Source organism: Cohnella abietis (genome assembly GCF_004295585.1).
Classification (GTDB): Bacteria; Bacillota; Bacilli; order Paenibacillales; family Paenibacillaceae; genus Cohnella; species Cohnella abietis.
This window is the reverse complement of sequence record NZ_AP019400.1, coordinates 3,342,668-3,359,561: the sequence shown is the minus strand read 5'-3', so window position 1 is coordinate 3,359,561 and position 16,894 is coordinate 3,342,668. Positions and strand designations below refer to the sequence as shown.

Genomic DNA, 16,894 nt, shown 5'->3' with positions numbered 1-16,894 from the left:
TCAAGTATTTTTTTTAATGCTACTTCCACGATATTTTTTTTTAATTCAGATTGTTTACTGATCGTTCTTAAACGGGTATGATAAAAGGAAAAACAGGAGGCGCAGATGGCACGACCAAGAGAATTTGATCAGAATGAAGTGTTAGAGAAAGCTACGGAACTATTCTGGGTCAAAGGCTATGAGCGCACTTCCATCGCAGATCTGGTATCTCATACAAAAGTCCATCGGGGCAGCCTTTACGACACGTTTGGCGATAAATATCAATTGTTTTTGGCCTGTTTGGGTCGCGTTCAACAGATCAATTATGAATTTGTGTTTAACATACTGAGCGGTCCCGACGATCCGAAGAAAATTTTGAGATTATTTTTCGAGAAAACAATCGACAGGGCTTTAAACGAAAACGATAAGGGTCTAAAGGGATGCTTCATGACCAACATTGCAATGGATATGACAGTTCTCGATCCGAATGTTGCCAGTCACGTAGAAGCCTTCAATTCGAAGCTAGAATCCATTTTTCACAATTTGCTGCAGCAGTTACAACATAACGGCAATCTCGCCAGCAAGTATACTGTAAGTGAACTCGCGAGATTTCTCGTTAATACCAGACATGGTCTATATATCACGGCCAAAACAACAACCGATCGCCAGGTGCTTCAAAGCATCTGTAACGTGGCCCTTTCATTCTTGGACTAGGACTGCCATGAAGCTCAGACATAACTACGTCTGAGCTTCGATAAATAGGTAAATATGGTTCCGATAAGCTATTTTCTGATAAGCAGCACTCAACACGGGATGAGCGCTGACTGCCGGAGATTCACAATATTTCTGCCTCTCCAGTCTAAAAAGTGAAAATTTCTACACTCGCATTATCTTTTTCTTCTCCGCTTGCCACAACCTTAAAGGAGTGGAAGTCTTCTTTTTCACCAGGTGTAAAAATAATCCTTTCACCACTTATCGCAGCTGGATTCCAGTACACCAATTGACCGGTTGTTTCATTCACGATAGCCAGGCTTATTGTCGGCATTTTGTCCGTCGTTTCCTTTATATCGATCGCTAGAGTTTCGCCGTTCGTTATAATAAAGGTTTTTCCAAGCTGTAGCCCTTGATTGCCTTGACCGTTATCCATCGTTTTCGGAAGCTTAGCTTTTTCTTTGAAAATGTCCTTGATCTTAACCTTTGTGTCGTATGGGGTTAGCGGTTTCGTACCAATAACACCCCCATTTGGCGTTTTGGATAGATTAAATGTGAATTGTTCCGGAGTCACTACCTCCTCGATAACATAGGCTCCACGCTTGATAAGCTCGTTAATAAACGCCTGATGATCGTAATTACTATATTTGTTCTTGTAGGCCAATTCAAAAGTAATTTGGTTGACGATCATTTGTTTAATGACCTTATCGTCCAAGTAAGCCTTTGCTTGGTCGCTTACAGCAACGGTTACCGTATGTCCTTCTATGGATAAGGTTTTGTTGGTCATGTTAGCAACAGCGGTTTCTTTTTCCTGCCATTGGTGAACCAATTTATAGTAAGGTTCTGTACGGTTGAAATAATCGACCTTTCTTCCGTCAGCATCGATATACAAATCTCCCGAAGTAACACGCACCCCAATTTTCGCTGTGGAGGAATTAATTCCGAACGTGCTTTGCACATTTCCTTCTAGGTTAAGGGATGTATTGTAATAGGTTCTGATGCCCCCACCAAATTCTGTGAGCGGTTTGGACGTTTTTGCAAAGGCGATTGATGAAGAGAACACTGACACCGCAACTATTAAAACTACAATTATGATGCCCAAGGACATTTGCCTGCTTCGAGTATTCCGTTTCATAATGAGTGCAAACCTCCTATATAATTGTTTTTTATGTAGAGCCAAATTACTGTTTAGTACGGGGGACATTGATGAAGCAAAATGTAAAATCATCTCACTATATCGCTTCTTTTCCGCTGTCTTCAATCCTTTTGTTATTTGCTCATCCACGGAATATTCACACGCCTCACCTATATTAGCCAAAGCTAGGTAAGATACCGGATTGAACCAATGCAGGCAGTTGACTAACACCGCGAATAGCTTCACCCAAACGTCTCTTTGCTTGTAATGAATCCATTCATGCTGTAATGCCAGTTTATAATCCTCAGTGTTCATTTTCGCATTGGGAATGACGATAAACGGCTTAAAAAATCCTATGATCATAGGCGAGTCTACATAATCACTTACTACCACTCTAAGATGTTCCACACTGTCGATTGGATTAGACTGAATAATTTGCCTTTTAAATCGAATATAACCGGAAAAATAACGGTACATCATAAAGCAGCAACCGAAAAGCCATATACCAATGATCCACTGGCTTAAGGTTGGAATAGGGTAAACAAAGCTTTCACTTGAAGTACTGGCTTTTGCAGGTTGGTTGGACATCGACATCCCTGCCGTATCTTTTGACACCCCAACCGTGACTGGCTCTGAATTTATCCGTTCCTCAAACAAGGAGAATCCCGGTTGAATAGCGGGCACATTGACGGAAAGCGGGATAATAAATAGCAACAGTGTTATCAAACAGACGCAATAATACCAGCGACCACCGAATTTGGCAGCTAATTTCGTTCTTAACAAAATGAGCAACAGACTTGCGACACTCCCCGTAATGGTGGTCATTAACAACCACTTAATCATGATCGTCCGCCTCATTATTAATAAAGCTCCGGAGCTCTTCAATGTCCTTCTTTGTCAAATTCTCGTCCTGAAACAAGGCACTTATCAGACTTTTGGCAGAGCCATTATGTATGGAGCGCACGAAGCTCTGCGTTTGCATTTTTCGATAGTCCTCTTCACTTATGACTGCCCAATATTCGTGAGCATGAGAACGTCCTAGCTTAACAGATTGTAATGCTCCTTTGTCTATCAGCCTGCCGGCTAGCGTGATAATTGTCGTCGTTTTTTTGTCCGGCAGTAATTCCATAATCTCCTTAGTCGTCATTCTTCTTTCACTTTCCCATATGACTTGCATAATCTCCATTTCAGCTTTGGTTATTTGCATTTTTATATGACCCCCCTTCGCTTCTACATCACATTTTTTATAATACAACTTGTAGAAGCGAAAGACAACTAGAAAATCTCAATGATTATTAGCCAGAGCATTCATATGATCAAATTGCGGAATTAAATCTTCGAAACAGCATTATCACGCTGTCGATGACATGGACGATATCACTGTTAATGAGATTATGAAGACATCTGTATTGGTGACTAGGTTGCTCGCTGTCGAAAGTACATTCCCTCTACCATCCGTTTCATTTTTGAATTCAAACTAGCCCTCGTTTAGCATATATCCTTTTTGTGCCTATTCCGTATATCTTAGTAGAGAAAATTCAAGTTATGCGAAGACAAAGCGACAAAAGCGAAGTGGGGAAAGCCTTGCGCAGCAAGGAATTCGGGCGTTGTGTTATCAGAAGTCGTGTCTTCTAGTGTTGCCCTAAATATTCACTTTATTTCATAATTTATATTATTCACTTGATTAATTGAGAATCACAAAACAGGAAAATATGGGTGAGTTTGTCGAGTAACTCTTATACTAAAACCTCTAAACCAAATGACTTAGAGGCCCATAATTAAACTATCTCACTTGCTTACAACTCTCCCGCACATACACCAAATTTTTCGCCGTCACTTATGATACAGCTTAACAGGTCTATCGGCGAAAAATCTTACTATGGTTGCCTGTCACCATATCCGTCTCGCAATTAGTAATCTATATTAAACAAATGTTGAAATATGGTAGAATCAATATTAATCTAAAAGTATGTGCACTTGATAAAGGAGCTGTGTTTATGAGAAAAAAGTGGTCAATATTCATTTCACTTGTATTATTGATAATAATCGGAGGATCAATCTACAAATATAGTCAATTCGAGAAAAGTAAGAAAAGTAATTCTGAAATTGAATCGAGTGCCGAATCTTCAATGAAAAATGAAAATATTAAGAAGTCCTCTCCAGCAGAATATACTAAGATTGTTGTGGAGAAGAATTTTGGTTCTGTTCAATCGGTATTGTTTGATAGAGAAAGTGGGAAATTGTATATTGATGCAATTGAGTCCGGTGTAATGACAAACAGTGACATAAAAAAAGAAATACTTATGGATATCACAAATACTTTGAAAGAAATAAAGGATATTCCTGCAATTGAAACAGTTCATTTCAATGTGAAAATAAATACTGAGGATAAGTTCGGAAATACCGATGATAGTAATGCTGTTATCGCATTAATTTCGAAGGAAACATTAAAAAAAATAAACTGGGACAATTTCAAATTTGAAAATCTTCCTGACATTGCAGACGCATTTCAAGCCGATTTTTCATAAACGTTCTTGTATTCTCGACGACTGATTACTTTTCACAACAAAGTTTTCGCCGTCACTTATGATACAGGTCACCCTAATTTAACTATGCACAAAGTTAATTTTGACCACAGTATCTATATCAGCATGTAAAGACAAAGCCACTCCTGCCAATGGAGTGGTCTCTTTGGATGGAGCTTCTGTAGGTTCAACTCTCTAACCCAACGTCTCCTTAATTCTGACTAGGGAATTTCCTAAAAGGTGTCATTTCCAATTCGTAGAACTTATTAAATTTCCTCACTATAAGTTATTCATCCCAAATCACGCAAAGAAGCCATGTCCAACTGTACGCAATCTTTTAATAATTCATACAAGTGAATTGTCAATTAGAATCCACCCTTGGCTATAATAAAATTCATGTTTTATATAATCTAGTTGAAATTTGAGTAACCTCAATTTCGCCTCATTTACTCCCGTTCGCCTTCGGCAGTAAGGACTTCGACTTGTTCTGCAGCCTCATCCAACGAACGTTAGCCTTATATGAGATTCGTGTTCCTCGAACCGGAGGTTTGCCGCCGACTTCCTTCAGATTCCACCTCGCGGAGGGCACCCTTGTCTTACGCTAATGACTACTACTGCCTTCGTCACTCGGGACTCTCACCCTATAGATAACGCCCATGCTGGGCGCACAATAAAAGCCCAAGCGCAGCAGCGCCTGAGCTTCTCCCAATAGGCAAATGTGGCTCCAATAAGCTATTACCTGATAAGCAACATTATATTATCCCTCATTTAATAGCTTCTTTAATGCTGCAATATCGTTACTCGAAACTAATTGCTCGAGATTTTCAAATATCTTTTTCTCATCCCAATTCCACCATTGAAGCTCCAACAATAATTTAATCGTCTCATCACTGAAACGCTTCTTAATAGCATTTGCTGGATTGCCGCCAACAATCGTATATGGTTCAACGTTTTTCACAACCGTTGAGTTCGCAGCAACAATTGCACCGTCGCCAACTTTTACCCCTGGCATAATCGTGACATGTTGTCCCAGCCATACATCATTACCAATCAAAGTATCACCTTTGAAGGGCAACTGATCTATCGTTGGAGTGACCTTTTCCCAGCCTCCAGCAAAAATATTAAAGGGATATGTTGTAAAACCATCCATCCGATGATTAGCACCATTCATAATAAAAGTAACCCCTTCAGCCATGGCGCAGAACTTACCTATAATCAGCTTATCACCCAAAAAGTCATAATGATGCTGAATATTGTCATAGAAATTCTCTGGTGAGCTTGTATTGTCGCTATAATATGTATAATCGCCAATCTCAACGTTTGGTCTACTTGGTAAATTTTTAATGTAACAAACTGTTCTAATATTTTCATTTGGATATAGCTTTTTTTTATCCGGAGCTAGCGTCATACTTACACTTCCTCTCTAGAACGTTATTTAACTTGCCCTTTCGTATTTCACTAGCTATATAACTGTAAAGAAGCTCGGATGATATTAGGCACTCTACATGGGCGGGTTTCGTAATTTATTTATTTTGCCGTTTGATTGATAAAATCAACTTCTCCTCGTCCCCTTACTTTTAATTCGAATCAGAGCGCCGCGGATTGACCGTGCCAAAGATATGATACGGTGTTATCCCATTTGCAAATAGGCTATCTATCAACTTGACCAATTCTTCCGACGATAGATCTTTGCCGTTGCGTATCCAAAGGCGAAACATAGATATTAATGTTGATATGTAAAACTCAATTATGTATGGTGCTAAGGCATCATTTGTTGGAAAGTCCACAATCAATCTCTCAAAGGGAATTTCTCTTTTCAGGCGTTCAACAAAATGAACAGAACCATAGTCGCCCAAGAGGGCTTTAAGAACTGAAATTTCCTCTGCATTTTCCAAGCATTGAAGTGCATCTTGGAAAGTATGTGTAGAAAACTCTCTGCCTGCCATTTCCTCGTTAATGGATTTCAAGACATGCTCTTCAACGCAGTCCAACAACTCATAGATATCCGTAAAGTATTGATAAAATGTACTGCGATTATATCCTGATTGGTTAGCAATCTCTTGAATGGATATTTTTTCAATTGGTTTTTGGCTATATAAATCACAGAATACATTTATAAATGTTTGCCTTGTTTTGTCCGTAATTTCAGGTTGCTTATTCATTATTTGCCTCCATTTTTCTGTTCAATCGATTATACGACAGATATTAAAAATCTGATGGTTGATGACCGTATAGTGAATCTATACAATATCATTATACAACACGTTGTTTGGTCATTAACAAGGATTAATATATATTTTTAGGAGGCAATATGAGAATATTATTCTTTGGTAGAGGTGTAATATCGACCCAATATGCTTGGGCTTTTGAAAAGGCAGGGCATACAGTTGAGTTTTACGTTAGAAAAGGGAGAAAAGAAACCTTCGGAAGCAACATAGAGCTTGAAATGTGGGACGCACGAAGAGGGAAACAGCTAATAAAAGAAAGCTGGAACGTCAAACTGCATGAGGAGATGAGCCCAAATTATGATCTCATTATTGTGAGTGTCAACACGGAACAACTTCCAGAAGCAGCACAATTACTATCGACTGCTGCTGGAAACACCCCTGTCCTAATATTCAATAATGTTTGGCAAGATTTGAAATCATCGATCTCACCATTGTCTATGAACAATGTTGTCTTTGGGTTCCCAGGAGGAGGCGGCGGCATCGCGGACAATAGGCTTAGAGGTGGCTTTTTGAAAATGCTATTTCTGGAAAAACCACGGGTAGGCACTGAACATATTAACAACAAGGTCAAAGAACTATTTGAAAGTGCCCATTTTAAAATTAGTTGGATAAAGGATATGCAAAACTGGCTATGGAATCACTTTGCCATGAATGCGGCTATAGAGACCGAGGTGTTAAAACTGGGAAGTTTTCCAGCACTCATGAATCATAGTGACTCATTCGCAAATGTTGGTAAGAATATGAGGGGAATTATCCCTGTACTTAAAGCTAGAGGTACAAAGATTGATACGATTTCTCTACTGTTAACTAAGATTCCACCAGCACTTCTCGGTATGCTTTTTAACAAGGTTATATTTGCAAAGGGCAGCTTACCACGACTTTTCATCGAATACAACAATAGTAAAGCAGGTTTTGCGGTACTTGAAGTTGTGAGAGAAGCAAAAAAGTTAGGTATACCTTTACCACGTCTTACTGAGGTAATTGAAAACAATGAACAACACAAAGCTATTGAAAATTCCATATCATAAACATTTGCAGAATTCTCTGTCATCATGCGGATAATTTTGGCCTTAGATTCTATCTTTTTTCAAGCCTTTCCTTCATTGAACTTAGCTTTTGATTATCGTGGTATGCACCCGCCCGTATCACAGCGTTAATACCATGAAGATTTTGTACGCTTTCTCTGGGGTTGGCGTCCTCTAATATCCCCTCGTTTCTCAATGGCAAGCCCCTTCCTAAACATTCTCTTAATATAATATTCTTCCATAAAGACTCCGAAAAAGCCCGTGGGGAATTAGACCACAGGCTTTCACTGGTTATGCTCTATTTTCCGCCAATACATCTCCGAATTATATCCCGCTCCAAACTAACAGTGAGCAGCACTCCACATGACTGGAGTACGTAATTTCTTAATCTGAAAGAGCACGTTTTATGTTCGCTTTTGCTTCATCAACCAACCTTTCATCTTTATCATCAATTGCCTGCATCATTATCAAAATGGGAATATATATGGCAATTAATCGAGATAAGATCTTCGTTTCTTCATCTACATCCCCATATTCTTTGAAAAAGTCAGAACGCGCATCCGGAGGTAAAAAGCTATACACAACATTCAAATCACAAGCAGGATGTCCTATATTGATATCTCCCCAGTCGATAATCCCTGAAACTCTTCCATTCTCATCTACCAGTATATTTTTAAAATGAAGGTCACCATGAAGGAATACATACTTTTGATTCACTCTTTCAGTTCTGAGCTGTTCCAAATAATTTGATATTGCATGATACTCTTCTTCACTGAAATGAAGGGCAAGATCGGAAATGAATTTATGTATCTTCTCCTTACGCATCGCAATATCAGTCAGATTTCTATGGTCATGTTGAACTCCATTTTCTTGGGCAATTTGCACAGGGAATGCATGTAAGCCTTTTAAAAATTGCGCGAGCGTTGTTGCTGATAGCGCTCGTTGCTTGTCAGTTAATCCGATTGGAAACTCTCCGAATAAATAGGGGTAGCCTAGGAAGGGTGCAGGATAATTATAATCCCCTTCCCCAAAAAACAGCGGTATCGAATATGCAATGGAAAAATAATCTTTAAGCTTAGGCAGTATCTTTCCTTCCATCCTTAAAGAATTAATTGCAACTTCTCTTCTTGGAAAACGAAATGCATATTCGGCCCCGACAAGAAAAACAGTGTTATCCCAGCCATGTCCTAGTTTTTTCACGCTTTTTGTAGCTAACTGCGGAAACTGACTGCTTATTAATTTATATGCCAATTCTTCTGATACTTCCCATTCTGCATCCCATTGATTCGAACTTTCCATATCCTTTTATCGCATCCTTCGCAAAAATAGAAAAACTGCCCGTTCGCTTAATACCAGTGCCTAAGCGTATACGATCATATCATTACAATCAATGCCTTTGAGCCGCACCGTCACATCTCATTTATTGTTTCAGAATCATCAATATTAAGCACTCCACATGACTAGTATGCGGGAACAGGCTAGGTGGATTGAGTATGATGAAATAGGAAAAATCCTGATACATTGGTATTATCCCCTGTAGACACTCACGTGTGACATAATGCGGCTTTAAGATGCTGAAATAGAATCAAAAGGTATCTCCTTCGTGAAGGGATACCTTTTGTTAGATAAGACCTATTTATAATACGAAGTCGTCAATGGTACAAAGACAGCAGTATCACCTTTTACATTTCCGTGAATATACAATGATTTAACACCAGCGATATCCACTTGGACAGTGACTAAGCCTTCCTCTGCTTTAATCACATCTATCTTTTTCAAAATAGTATTGGTATCGCTGTCTTGTATAGTAAGTTCCGTTATATCACCGTTAACAGCTGCTATCTGAAGGTATAGTGTTTGATGCTCTTTATTTGGATAGAGCATAAAGTTGCTACTGCGGTTGCCAGATCCATCGTTGAAATATGCTTCTTTATAATCCTTGCCTTTATAGGTTGTTTTAGCTGAGTCTTTCGTATAATACATATCTTTGAAGCCATCTACAATAGAAACGCCGTCGACTTTCTCGCCTAAAATAATAGTTTTGGTAGTCTCATTATAATCGACTGCTATATCAAGTGCGTCTGAGATGGAGCGAATAGGAAAATAATTTGCTCCATTATAGGTGATTGGTGCAATAGCATTGCCCTTAACATCACGCAAATCAACATAAGTTCCATCGACCTGCACTCTTACCTCAGGGTTAAGGTAAGCTTTAATTTCTTTCAGCTTAGTTGCTGCTAAAGCGCCAGTCCCCATGCTGGCCAGCATGGATGCGCTAATAATAGCTACAAATGCTTTTTTCTTCATTTTCTTCACTCTCCTTATGGTAAGTTATTACAAGCAATACTAGACATTATAGAGAAATTATTTACTGAGATCTATAGTTCTCTTGGGTTATTTCATATAAAAAACGAAACGACATACCATTTATATTTATTTGTACAGGGTTTGGTTTGGTATGGTAAGCATCCCCGCAGTTGATCTTAAATCTATTTAGCAAAACATCAGCAAAGAACATAACAGAGCCTTTTAAGAAAAAAAGGCTCTGTTATGTCCACTTGGAAACAAATAGATATCACACTGCTCGTAAAGCTACCTCGTATAGAAGCTTCCCTGCTTCCCATTTGCCACTCCCTAAATTGAGGCCTCACTCACCTTAACTGTTCGTCAACGCCTACCGCTGAAACGTTTGATCGCTTCCTCGGTCACCGGCTCGAAGAGGTTAATGAGGTTACCGTCGGGATCGCGGAAAAGCACAGATCGGTTCCCCCACGGCATTGTGGTCGGTTCCTTTACCCAATCATCGACAAATAGCTTCAAACGTGCGTATTCAGCTTCGACATCGTCGACGCGAAACTCAATGATGACAGTGCGATTGTTGGCCGCCACTACGGAACCAGCGCCGAATAGTTGCGCCGTCTGGGAGTGGCCGATTGCCAGAGTGCATGATGGCATAACCAGTTCGGCAAAAACGGGCGCGGGGCGCTCCGCCGAAACACCCATGACTTTCTCATAGAAATCGACGAGACGATCCACATCGTCGGTAATGATGCGCACAGAAGCGAAATTCACAAGATATCATCCTTCCTAAAATAAAAGATACGTTTACATACCCGATTATAAAACAATGCTACTGACACCGTTATGTCAGTAGCGTTGTAATATTTTTTGGGCTTCTTCACGAATACAATTTCGGAATGATTCAGGTTCCAATACGATCACGCCCGCTCCCCAGCCAAGCACCCATTGCAGCAATTCATCCAGTTGACGAACGCGTATGAACACATGCAATCCATCTTGATGCTCTTCCATATCCTCTATGTAATGATAGTTCGATTCCTTTACCTTATCTGCGATGTCATGGTTAAATCGAAGGCGAACTCGCAAGTGGCGATCATCCGGAGGAGTATACTCCCTTAAGTTAAAATGCGCCGGTAGTTCGAATTGTTCTTCCAAATCGATAAGTTCGGTCATCCGGGACAAACGGAAATGGCGAATGTCTTGGCGTAGATCGCAACGGGCCACGAGCATCCAAGATCCTTCAACGAGTACCAGGCCATAGGGAGCGACAGTACGATCACTATGGTTCTTTCCCTTAGCATCCCCAATCCCTTTCGAATAATGAAATCTGATCTTTCGTTCATCTAATATCGCTCGACGGATCTTTTCAAAATATTCCCTTTCTTTTGACAGCGCGACCCGATTACCAGGAGTAAGCAAGCGCAGCGCCTTGCGCACACGAGAGGTCTCATTGCGAACGCTCTCCGATAGAATGGCCTCGATTTTCCGCCGAGCGGCTTGAGCCCTGACACGATACTCATCATCAAATCTTTGCTCGATAAAGTCCGTTCCTATAAGCAAGGTCACGGCTTCTTCTACCGTGAAACTGATTGGCGGCAGGAAATAGCCTTTCATCAAAGAATATCCTGTGCCTGGGGCACCTATAATCGGCACGCCCGCTTCACTAAGTGCCTGAATGTCACGATAGATGGTCCGCACGCTGGTTTCGAATAGGTCCGCCAAGTCTTCGCCCCGTAACACTTCTCTGCTTTGCAGCTCCAAAACGATGGCTAATAAACGGTCTGTTTTGTTCATTGGCTGCCCCCTCTTGAAACTTAATGCAGTTCACCAAAAAAACTTGCCATCACATCTGATAAGGTTCAGTTTAACGATCTATCGGCGAAAAAAAGAAACCACGCCTAAGTTTGCTAAACTTTCTATTCGTCTCCTTCTCAAATTTTGTTGTCACTCATCAAGGTCCACGCTATTCTCCTTCCCCCATGTACACAACATTTCCAGCACAGGCATCAACGTGAAGCCTTTAGGCGACAATGAATATTCAACCTTCGGCGGAACTTGCGGATATTCCCTGCGAATAAGGAGGTTATCAGCTTCTAGTTCTTTCAACTGAGTACTTAGCATCTTATGGGTGACGTTTCCCAACGCTCGCTTCAGCTCGCTGTAGCGAAGAATTTCTTTTTTCCATATCCAGAACAAAATATGCATCTTCCATTTGCCATCAATTAAAGAGATTGCATAAGAAAATGGTGCAACATTCACTTCTTCTAGATTCCCTTCCTGCTTGTTCAATTCCACACTCTCCTTTTAGGTAGTATCTATCTTTTAAGTGCATACTATACAGATAGTTTAATCCTTTCTACAATAAAATACGAACTCAAAATGCTGGGAGAGATAAAAGATGAAAAACGACAATTGGAATTTCCTACTACCCTTCACGTTTGCAAAAGGGGTTACACTAAAGAATAGAGTCGTCATGGCGCCGATGACAACCATGTCCAGCTTCTTCGACGGTTCGATAACGAGCGACGAGGTAGATTATTACGCGGAAAGAGCGGGTGGCCCAGGAATGATCATCACTGGTGTCGCTTATGTTGCCGAGAGCGGAAAAGGCTTTGAAGGCGAATTGTCCATTGCTAAGGATGCCGATATCAAAGGACTCTCTAGGATTGCCGACGCTATTCATAAAGACGGTACAAAAGCGATTATCCAAATCTTTCATGCCGGTCGCAAAACCAATTCAAAGATTCTCAGAGGCGTTCAACCGGTAAGCGTTAGCCCTATCGCAGCCACGCATCCAGTGGATTCGGTTACGCCGCGTGAGTTGGCTCCTGAGGAGATAGAAAGTATCATTCAAGATTTTGGCAAGGCTACGTTACGGGCGATCCGAGCCGGATTTGACGGTGTGGAACTGCACGGGGCTAACACCTACCTTCTGCAGCAGTTTGTTTCTCCGCATTCCAATCGACGTTCGGATGACTGGGGTGGTAGCTTTGAAAACCGGACGCGGTTCCCATTGGCGGTTATTCATGAGGTTGCGTCTGTCATCGCTGCTCACGCAAAGAAGCCGTTTTTGCTTGGCTACCGTCTTTCTCCAGAGGAGATCGACACACCGGGCATTCGGTTAGAAGATTCTTTGGCCTTTGCTGAAAAGCTGGGGGATACCCCGATAGATTACCTTCATCTTTCATTAGCCAGCTATAAACGTACATCCCTTCATCAACCTTCCGATCAAGAGCCGGTTCTTGGCAAGTTTGTTCAGGTTATGTCAAATAAGAAGCCACTTATAGGTATAGGTTCAGTTGAACAGCCGGAAGATGCGGAAGCCGTTATTCATGGCGGCGCGGCTTTAGTAGCGATCGGACGGGAACTGATCCGCGAGCCGAAATGGGTGCAGAAAGTGGAAACGGGCGATCTGAACAGCATTCGCTACCGCCTTTCTGCATCTGAGATGGATGAGTTGCGTATTCCCCTAGCGATGCAAGCCTACCTCGAAGGATCGTTTAGGAAGATTATGCACTTTACCACTGATGAGCTCGAAGAGGATAACTACCGACATTCGCTCGCACCAATGGAAGGCTTTGAGAAGAAGATGTAATGAACATCACAGACTCAAAGCATAAAAACGGTAGATACTGTTTTACTAGTATCTACCGTTTTTATGTAACTTTAAACCTCTATTCTATGTCTAGAGAAAGACCAAGACTGGCGTTCAACATGCGTAAGATCATGAGTACTGACTCAGACCTTGTAGCATTAGCATTTGGCTTAAATGAACCATTGGTAGTACCTTTTACGATACCCATTTTGGATAATGTATCAATCTCAGCCTCAGCCCAGTTGCCAGAAGTATCCTCGAACTTAGAATCTTTTACAAATGTAGTGTTAATTACTTTTGAAAGCATAGCCACTATTTCCGCTCTGGAGATCGTTTGGTTCGGTTTGAATGTTCCATCCAAGTAACCGTTGATAATACCACTTGCTTTTAATGTAGCAATTGCATCTGCCGCCCAGTGCTCTTTGGTGTCCTTAAAGCTGGGATCACCTTTAGACGTTAAACCAAGTGCTTTGACTAACATCGTTGCAAATTCGGCTCTAGTAACAGTAGCATTCGGATTGAATGATCCATCCTCATACCCCTTTACAATCCCAAGCTTAGTTGCTACTTCGATTGCTTTAGCGTTTGGAGCACTTGCCGGTACATCTTTGAATGTTACATCAGTTGCAGAATTTTCATTATCTACTAGAGCCCTGACTACATCAATATTAACCTTTTCGTTGAAAAAAGGTGTTGGCGTTGGTGTCGGTGTTGGTGTTGGTGTTGGTGTTGGTGTTGGTGTTGGTGTTGGTGTTGGCGTTGGTGTTGGCGTTGGCGTTGGCGTTGGTGTTGGCGTTGGCGTTGGTGTTGGTGTTGGTGTATTAAGCGTCCATTTTGCGAACAGTGTTAAATCTTCCTTGTTGATCGTAATGGGAGCTCCGACAGGGTAGTTCGTACCTTCGCCGTTTGCTTTGGTATTCCAGCCTGCGAATGTGTGACCTGGAATCCTCAAGCTTTCGGTAATGTCTAGTACGTTTACTGATGTTCCTGAGTTACTAGGCATGAATGAATAGCTCGCTGAAGGAACTGTCCCCCCGACACTTTTATTCGCATCATAAATTAAAAAAACTTGAATGTCCCGCAAGTAGGGATATCCCTGATTACGTTTTGAATCCATTCCCCAAATGTCATCAAATTTCCAAATATTATCTACTGCATATGTGCTTTGGTCTTTCATAACTGCTGTTGTTTTACCGTTGCCGCCTGCTGACTCTGTTATACCTACTGTATCTATATCGTAGTAACTGTGAGTGATCGTTCCGCTACCAAAACCTGAAAAGCCACCTAAGACTGAGTCACCTGTTACTTTTCCGATGGAATAACTGTTGGTGATGGCTCCCGAAAAATGATAACCTACAAAGCCTCCGCCAATATCCTTAACTAATACACTACCCATTGTATAACTGTCACTGATCGTTCCCATATTCAAACCAACGAAACCTCCACCTTGAGTTCCCCCAACAACTACACTACCAGTAGCGTAACTGGCACTAATCGGTCCCTTATTCTGACCAATCAAACCCCCGCCTTGATTTCCCCTAACATTTACATTGCCCGATGCGTAACTGTTACTGATCCTACCCTCACTAACACTAGAACCAACCAAGCCGCCGGCCGTATTTTGAACTGATACATTTCCCGATGCGTAACTGTTACTGATTGGTCCATAATTATAACCAACCAAGCCTCCGCCATAATCTTTTCCAACTTTTACAGTACCCGTAGCGTAACTGTCATTGATGGTTTTATTATTCACACCAATCAAGCCCCCGCCTTGATTTTCCCTAACATCTACAGTTCCCGTAGCGTGACTGTCACTGATCGTTCCACTATTGTCACCAGCCAAGCCTCCCCCATAACCCTTCATAACTGTTACACTACCCGTAGCGTAACTGTCACTGATCGTTCCGTTATTTTTACCAATTAAGCCTCCGCCATAACTGTCCCCGACTTCTATACTAGAAGTAGCGTAACTATGACTGATCTGTCCATAATTGTAACCAATCAAGCCTCCGCCATTGAATTTAACGGCCTCTACGCTACCTGTTGTGTAACTGTGACTGATCGTTCCATTATTCTCACCAACCAAGCCGCCTACTGTTTCACGTCCAGAGACTTTCACATTCTCCAGTTTCATATTTTTGACTTCAGCACCTCTGTTAACAACGCCAAATAATCCTATACTATCAGTGCCAGGTCTATTAATTGTAAGATTACTAATAGCAAACCCATTCCCATCAAAATTACCGATAAATTTAGCTGACTCGGAGCCTATTGGCAACCAACCTTCCCCGTCATTATATCCCGCTAAATCAATATTTGCCGTGAGGATGTAATAATAATAAGTGCCCAAATAGTTCCTAACCGAATTCAATTGCTCGGCAGTCGCAATCTCAAAAGGGTTCAGTTCCGAACCGTTTCCAACTGTTAGAACGCCTACATCCGCATACACATTGCCCGCTCGAGGACCAATGCCTCCTATCGCCATGATGATTGCTAATACTAGTACCATAATTCTTGTGCGACTATTTCTCATTTTACTATCTCCTTCGTCAAATTCTAACAATATATCTCAATATAGCATAACAAAATTAAACTAGATATATTTGTATTTTTAATGTAAAAACCGCCCATCCAATAACCGAATGAGCGGTTTTTACATTTACTTCTCCTCCTCCGCCTTTATCACCTGCTCAATTCCCAACAGAATCAAATTCAATCCGAACTCAAAAGCACCGTCGGTTCCCATTAGCTCAAAAAGCCCGCTCTTGAACATCCTCCGGAACAGTCCCGCATCCGTCTCGCTCATGGCGTCCAGAAGGCGTTCCATCTCCCCCTCCGGAGGCGCTCCTTGGTCTTTAAGGCTAGCGGCAACACTTCGCTGATGCTGATAATCGTCCAAAACAAAGAAAAAGATATAGTTCAAAAGCGTAGTAACCGCTTGTATTTTCTGCTCTTGCGCAAGCGGAGTCGATTCCACGCAGAGCAGCATACGGTTCGTGAACCGGATGATGTCCGGATCAAGAGGCAGCGTCAGCATCATGAGCTGCGTGGAGCAGGGATACCGGCAAAGCACTCGTCGTACCGTTACCGCAAACTCCGACAGTTGCTCCTTCCAGTCCCCTTCGGAGCGGAATTCCTCCAGAATCTTTTTCGAAACCTGGCCCGCCAGACGCCGATAGAGGTTCTGCTTGCTCTTGAAATACCAATACAGTGAGGGAGCCTGAATCCCCAGCCGGTCAGCCAATCGTCTCATGCTGAATTTCTCGATACCATCCTCCCCGAGAAGCTCCCACGAGGCCTCCAAAATCTTATCCTCCGAGATCTGAGGCTGCTGCTTTTTCATCGGTATCCACCCTTTTATCTAACAGTGTAAGTTTGTTCTTTACAGGTCC

General features: G+C 41.6%; 15 protein-coding genes. 4 read left to right on the top strand and 11 right to left on the bottom strand.

All coding sequences use genetic code 11. From position 1 onward, the window contains the following. Window positions 1-105 precede the first annotated feature (105 nt). Window positions 106-693 carry a TetR/AcrR family transcriptional regulator gene (locus tag KCTCHS21_RS14395; RefSeq protein WP_130609381.1) on the top strand — a complete coding sequence of 196 codons (588 nt, stop codon included), beginning with the start codon at window positions 106-108 and terminating at the stop codon, window positions 691-693. A 145-nt stretch (window positions 694-838) separates the two neighbouring features. On the opposite strand, the gene KCTCHS21_RS14390 is transcribed toward KCTCHS21_RS14395, so the two are convergent. Both KCTCHS21_RS14390 and KCTCHS21_RS14385 read right to left on the bottom strand, forming a co-directional pair. Next, the gene (locus tag KCTCHS21_RS14390) at window positions 839-2,668 is read right to left on the bottom strand and encodes a M56 family metallopeptidase (protein ID WP_157994047.1); all 1,830 of its coding nucleotides are present in this window, start codon (window positions 2,666-2,668) and stop codon (window positions 839-841) included. Then, window positions 2,661-3,032: a BlaI/MecI/CopY family transcriptional regulator gene (locus KCTCHS21_RS14385; RefSeq protein ID WP_130609376.1), complete on the bottom strand. Its 372-nt coding sequence runs from the start codon at window positions 3,030-3,032 to the stop codon at window positions 2,661-2,663. Before KCTCHS21_RS14385 ends, KCTCHS21_RS14390 begins: the two co-directional genes overlap by 8 nt. 790 nt (window positions 3,033-3,822) lie before the next feature. Between KCTCHS21_RS14385 and KCTCHS21_RS14380 the strand changes: the two genes are divergently transcribed. Next, window positions 3,823-4,353, top strand: a complete 531-nt coding sequence (locus KCTCHS21_RS14380) for a hypothetical protein (protein ID WP_130609373.1) — start codon at window positions 3,823-3,825, stop codon at window positions 4,351-4,353. 754 nt (window positions 4,354-5,107) lie between these two features. On the opposite strand, the gene KCTCHS21_RS14375 is transcribed toward KCTCHS21_RS14380, so the two are convergent. After that, window positions 5,108-5,758 (bottom strand): Vat family streptogramin A O-acetyltransferase, encoded by a 651-nt coding sequence (locus tag KCTCHS21_RS14375; protein WP_130609370.1) that lies wholly within the window; start codon window positions 5,756-5,758, stop codon window positions 5,108-5,110. 169 nt (window positions 5,759-5,927) lie between these two features. Next, the gene (locus KCTCHS21_RS14370) at window positions 5,928-6,512 is read right to left on the bottom strand and encodes a TetR/AcrR family transcriptional regulator (RefSeq protein WP_130609367.1); all 585 of its coding nucleotides are present in this window, start codon (window positions 6,510-6,512) and stop codon (window positions 5,928-5,930) included. A gap of 149 nt (window positions 6,513-6,661) precedes the next feature. Between KCTCHS21_RS14370 and KCTCHS21_RS14365 the strand changes: the two genes are divergently transcribed. After that, window positions 6,662-7,606: a ketopantoate reductase family protein gene (locus tag KCTCHS21_RS14365; protein ID WP_130609364.1), complete on the top strand. Its 945-nt coding sequence runs from the start codon at window positions 6,662-6,664 to the stop codon at window positions 7,604-7,606. A 381-nt stretch (window positions 7,607-7,987) separates the two neighbouring features. Here the strand turns inward: KCTCHS21_RS14365 and KCTCHS21_RS14360 are convergent, their stop codons facing one another. The 5 genes from KCTCHS21_RS14360 to KCTCHS21_RS14340 all read right to left on the bottom strand — a co-directional run bounded on the left by KCTCHS21_RS14360 (window position 7,988) and on the right by KCTCHS21_RS14340 (window position 12,199). Beyond that, complete coding sequence (locus KCTCHS21_RS14360; protein ID WP_130609361.1) at window positions 7,988-8,902, bottom strand: phosphotransferase; 915 nt, start codon at window positions 8,900-8,902, stop codon at window positions 7,988-7,990. Window positions 8,903-9,235: 333 nt separating this feature from the next. Continuing rightward, window positions 9,236-9,910, bottom strand: coding sequence for a prefoldin domain-containing protein (locus KCTCHS21_RS14355; RefSeq protein ID WP_130609358.1), 675 nt, complete (start codon window positions 9,908-9,910; stop codon window positions 9,236-9,238). Between the two features lie 360 nt (window positions 9,911-10,270). After that, window positions 10,271-10,675, bottom strand: a complete 405-nt coding sequence (locus KCTCHS21_RS14350) for a VOC family protein (protein ID WP_130609354.1) — start codon at window positions 10,673-10,675, stop codon at window positions 10,271-10,273. A 75-nt stretch (window positions 10,676-10,750) separates the two neighbouring features. Then, window positions 10,751-11,698 (bottom strand): helix-turn-helix transcriptional regulator, encoded by a 948-nt coding sequence (locus KCTCHS21_RS14345; RefSeq protein ID WP_130609351.1) that lies wholly within the window; start codon window positions 11,696-11,698, stop codon window positions 10,751-10,753. 150 nt (window positions 11,699-11,848) lie between these two features. Beyond that, on the bottom strand, window positions 11,849-12,199 hold the full coding sequence (locus KCTCHS21_RS14340) for a winged helix-turn-helix transcriptional regulator (protein ID WP_197726524.1): 351 nt from the start codon (window positions 12,197-12,199) through the stop codon (window positions 11,849-11,851). A 103-nt stretch (window positions 12,200-12,302) separates the two neighbouring features. Here KCTCHS21_RS14340 and KCTCHS21_RS14335 point away from each other — a divergent pair, with 103 nt between their 5' ends. Beyond that, window positions 12,303-13,499 carry an NADH-dependent flavin oxidoreductase gene (locus KCTCHS21_RS14335; RefSeq protein ID WP_130609345.1) on the top strand — a complete coding sequence of 399 codons (1,197 nt, stop codon included), beginning with the start codon at window positions 12,303-12,305 and terminating at the stop codon, window positions 13,497-13,499. Between the two features lie 79 nt (window positions 13,500-13,578). Here the strand turns inward: KCTCHS21_RS14335 and KCTCHS21_RS14330 are convergent, their stop codons facing one another. Both KCTCHS21_RS14330 and KCTCHS21_RS14325 read right to left on the bottom strand, forming a co-directional pair. Beyond that, entirely contained in the window at window positions 13,579-16,035 is a 2,457-nt protein-coding gene (locus KCTCHS21_RS14330) for an S-layer homology domain-containing protein (protein WP_130609342.1), read from the bottom strand. Window positions 16,036-16,161: 126 nt separating this feature from the next. Continuing rightward, window positions 16,162-16,845: a TetR/AcrR family transcriptional regulator C-terminal domain-containing protein gene (locus KCTCHS21_RS14325; protein ID WP_130609339.1), complete on the bottom strand. Its 684-nt coding sequence runs from the start codon at window positions 16,843-16,845 to the stop codon at window positions 16,162-16,164. Window positions 16,846-16,894: the final 49 nt, after the last annotated feature.

Coding starts and splice junctions, on each gene's coding strand:
- KCTCHS21_RS14395 (WP_130609381.1), top strand. CDS start 106: ATGGCACGACCAAGAGAATTTGATCAGAATGAAGTGTTAGAGAAAGCT.
- KCTCHS21_RS14390 (WP_157994047.1), bottom strand. CDS start 2,668: ATGATTAAGTGGTTGTTAATGACCACCATTACGGGGAGTGTCGCAAGT.
- KCTCHS21_RS14385 (WP_130609376.1), bottom strand. CDS start 3,032: ATGCAAATAACCAAAGCTGAAATGGAGATTATGCAAGTCATATGGGAA.
- KCTCHS21_RS14380 (WP_130609373.1), top strand. CDS start 3,823: ATGAGAAAAAAGTGGTCAATATTCATTTCACTTGTATTATTGATAATA.
- KCTCHS21_RS14375 (WP_130609370.1), bottom strand. CDS start 5,758: ATGACGCTAGCTCCGGATAAAAAAAAGCTATATCCAAATGAAAATATT.
- KCTCHS21_RS14370 (WP_130609367.1), bottom strand. CDS start 6,512: ATGAATAAGCAACCTGAAATTACGGACAAAACAAGGCAAACATTTATA.
- KCTCHS21_RS14365 (WP_130609364.1), top strand. CDS start 6,662: ATGAGAATATTATTCTTTGGTAGAGGTGTAATATCGACCCAATATGCT.
- KCTCHS21_RS14360 (WP_130609361.1), bottom strand. CDS start 8,902: ATGGAAAGTTCGAATCAATGGGATGCAGAATGGGAAGTATCAGAAGAA.
- KCTCHS21_RS14355 (WP_130609358.1), bottom strand. CDS start 9,910: ATGAAGAAAAAAGCATTTGTAGCTATTATTAGCGCATCCATGCTGGCC.
- KCTCHS21_RS14345 (WP_130609351.1), bottom strand. CDS start 11,698: ATGAACAAAACAGACCGTTTATTAGCCATCGTTTTGGAGCTGCAAAGC.
- KCTCHS21_RS14335 (WP_130609345.1), top strand. CDS start 12,303: ATGAAAAACGACAATTGGAATTTCCTACTACCCTTCACGTTTGCAAAA.
- KCTCHS21_RS14330 (WP_130609342.1), bottom strand. CDS start 16,035: ATGAGAAATAGTCGCACAAGAATTATGGTACTAGTATTAGCAATCATC.
- KCTCHS21_RS14325 (WP_130609339.1), bottom strand. CDS start 16,845: ATGAAAAAGCAGCAGCCTCAGATCTCGGAGGATAAGATTTTGGAGGCC.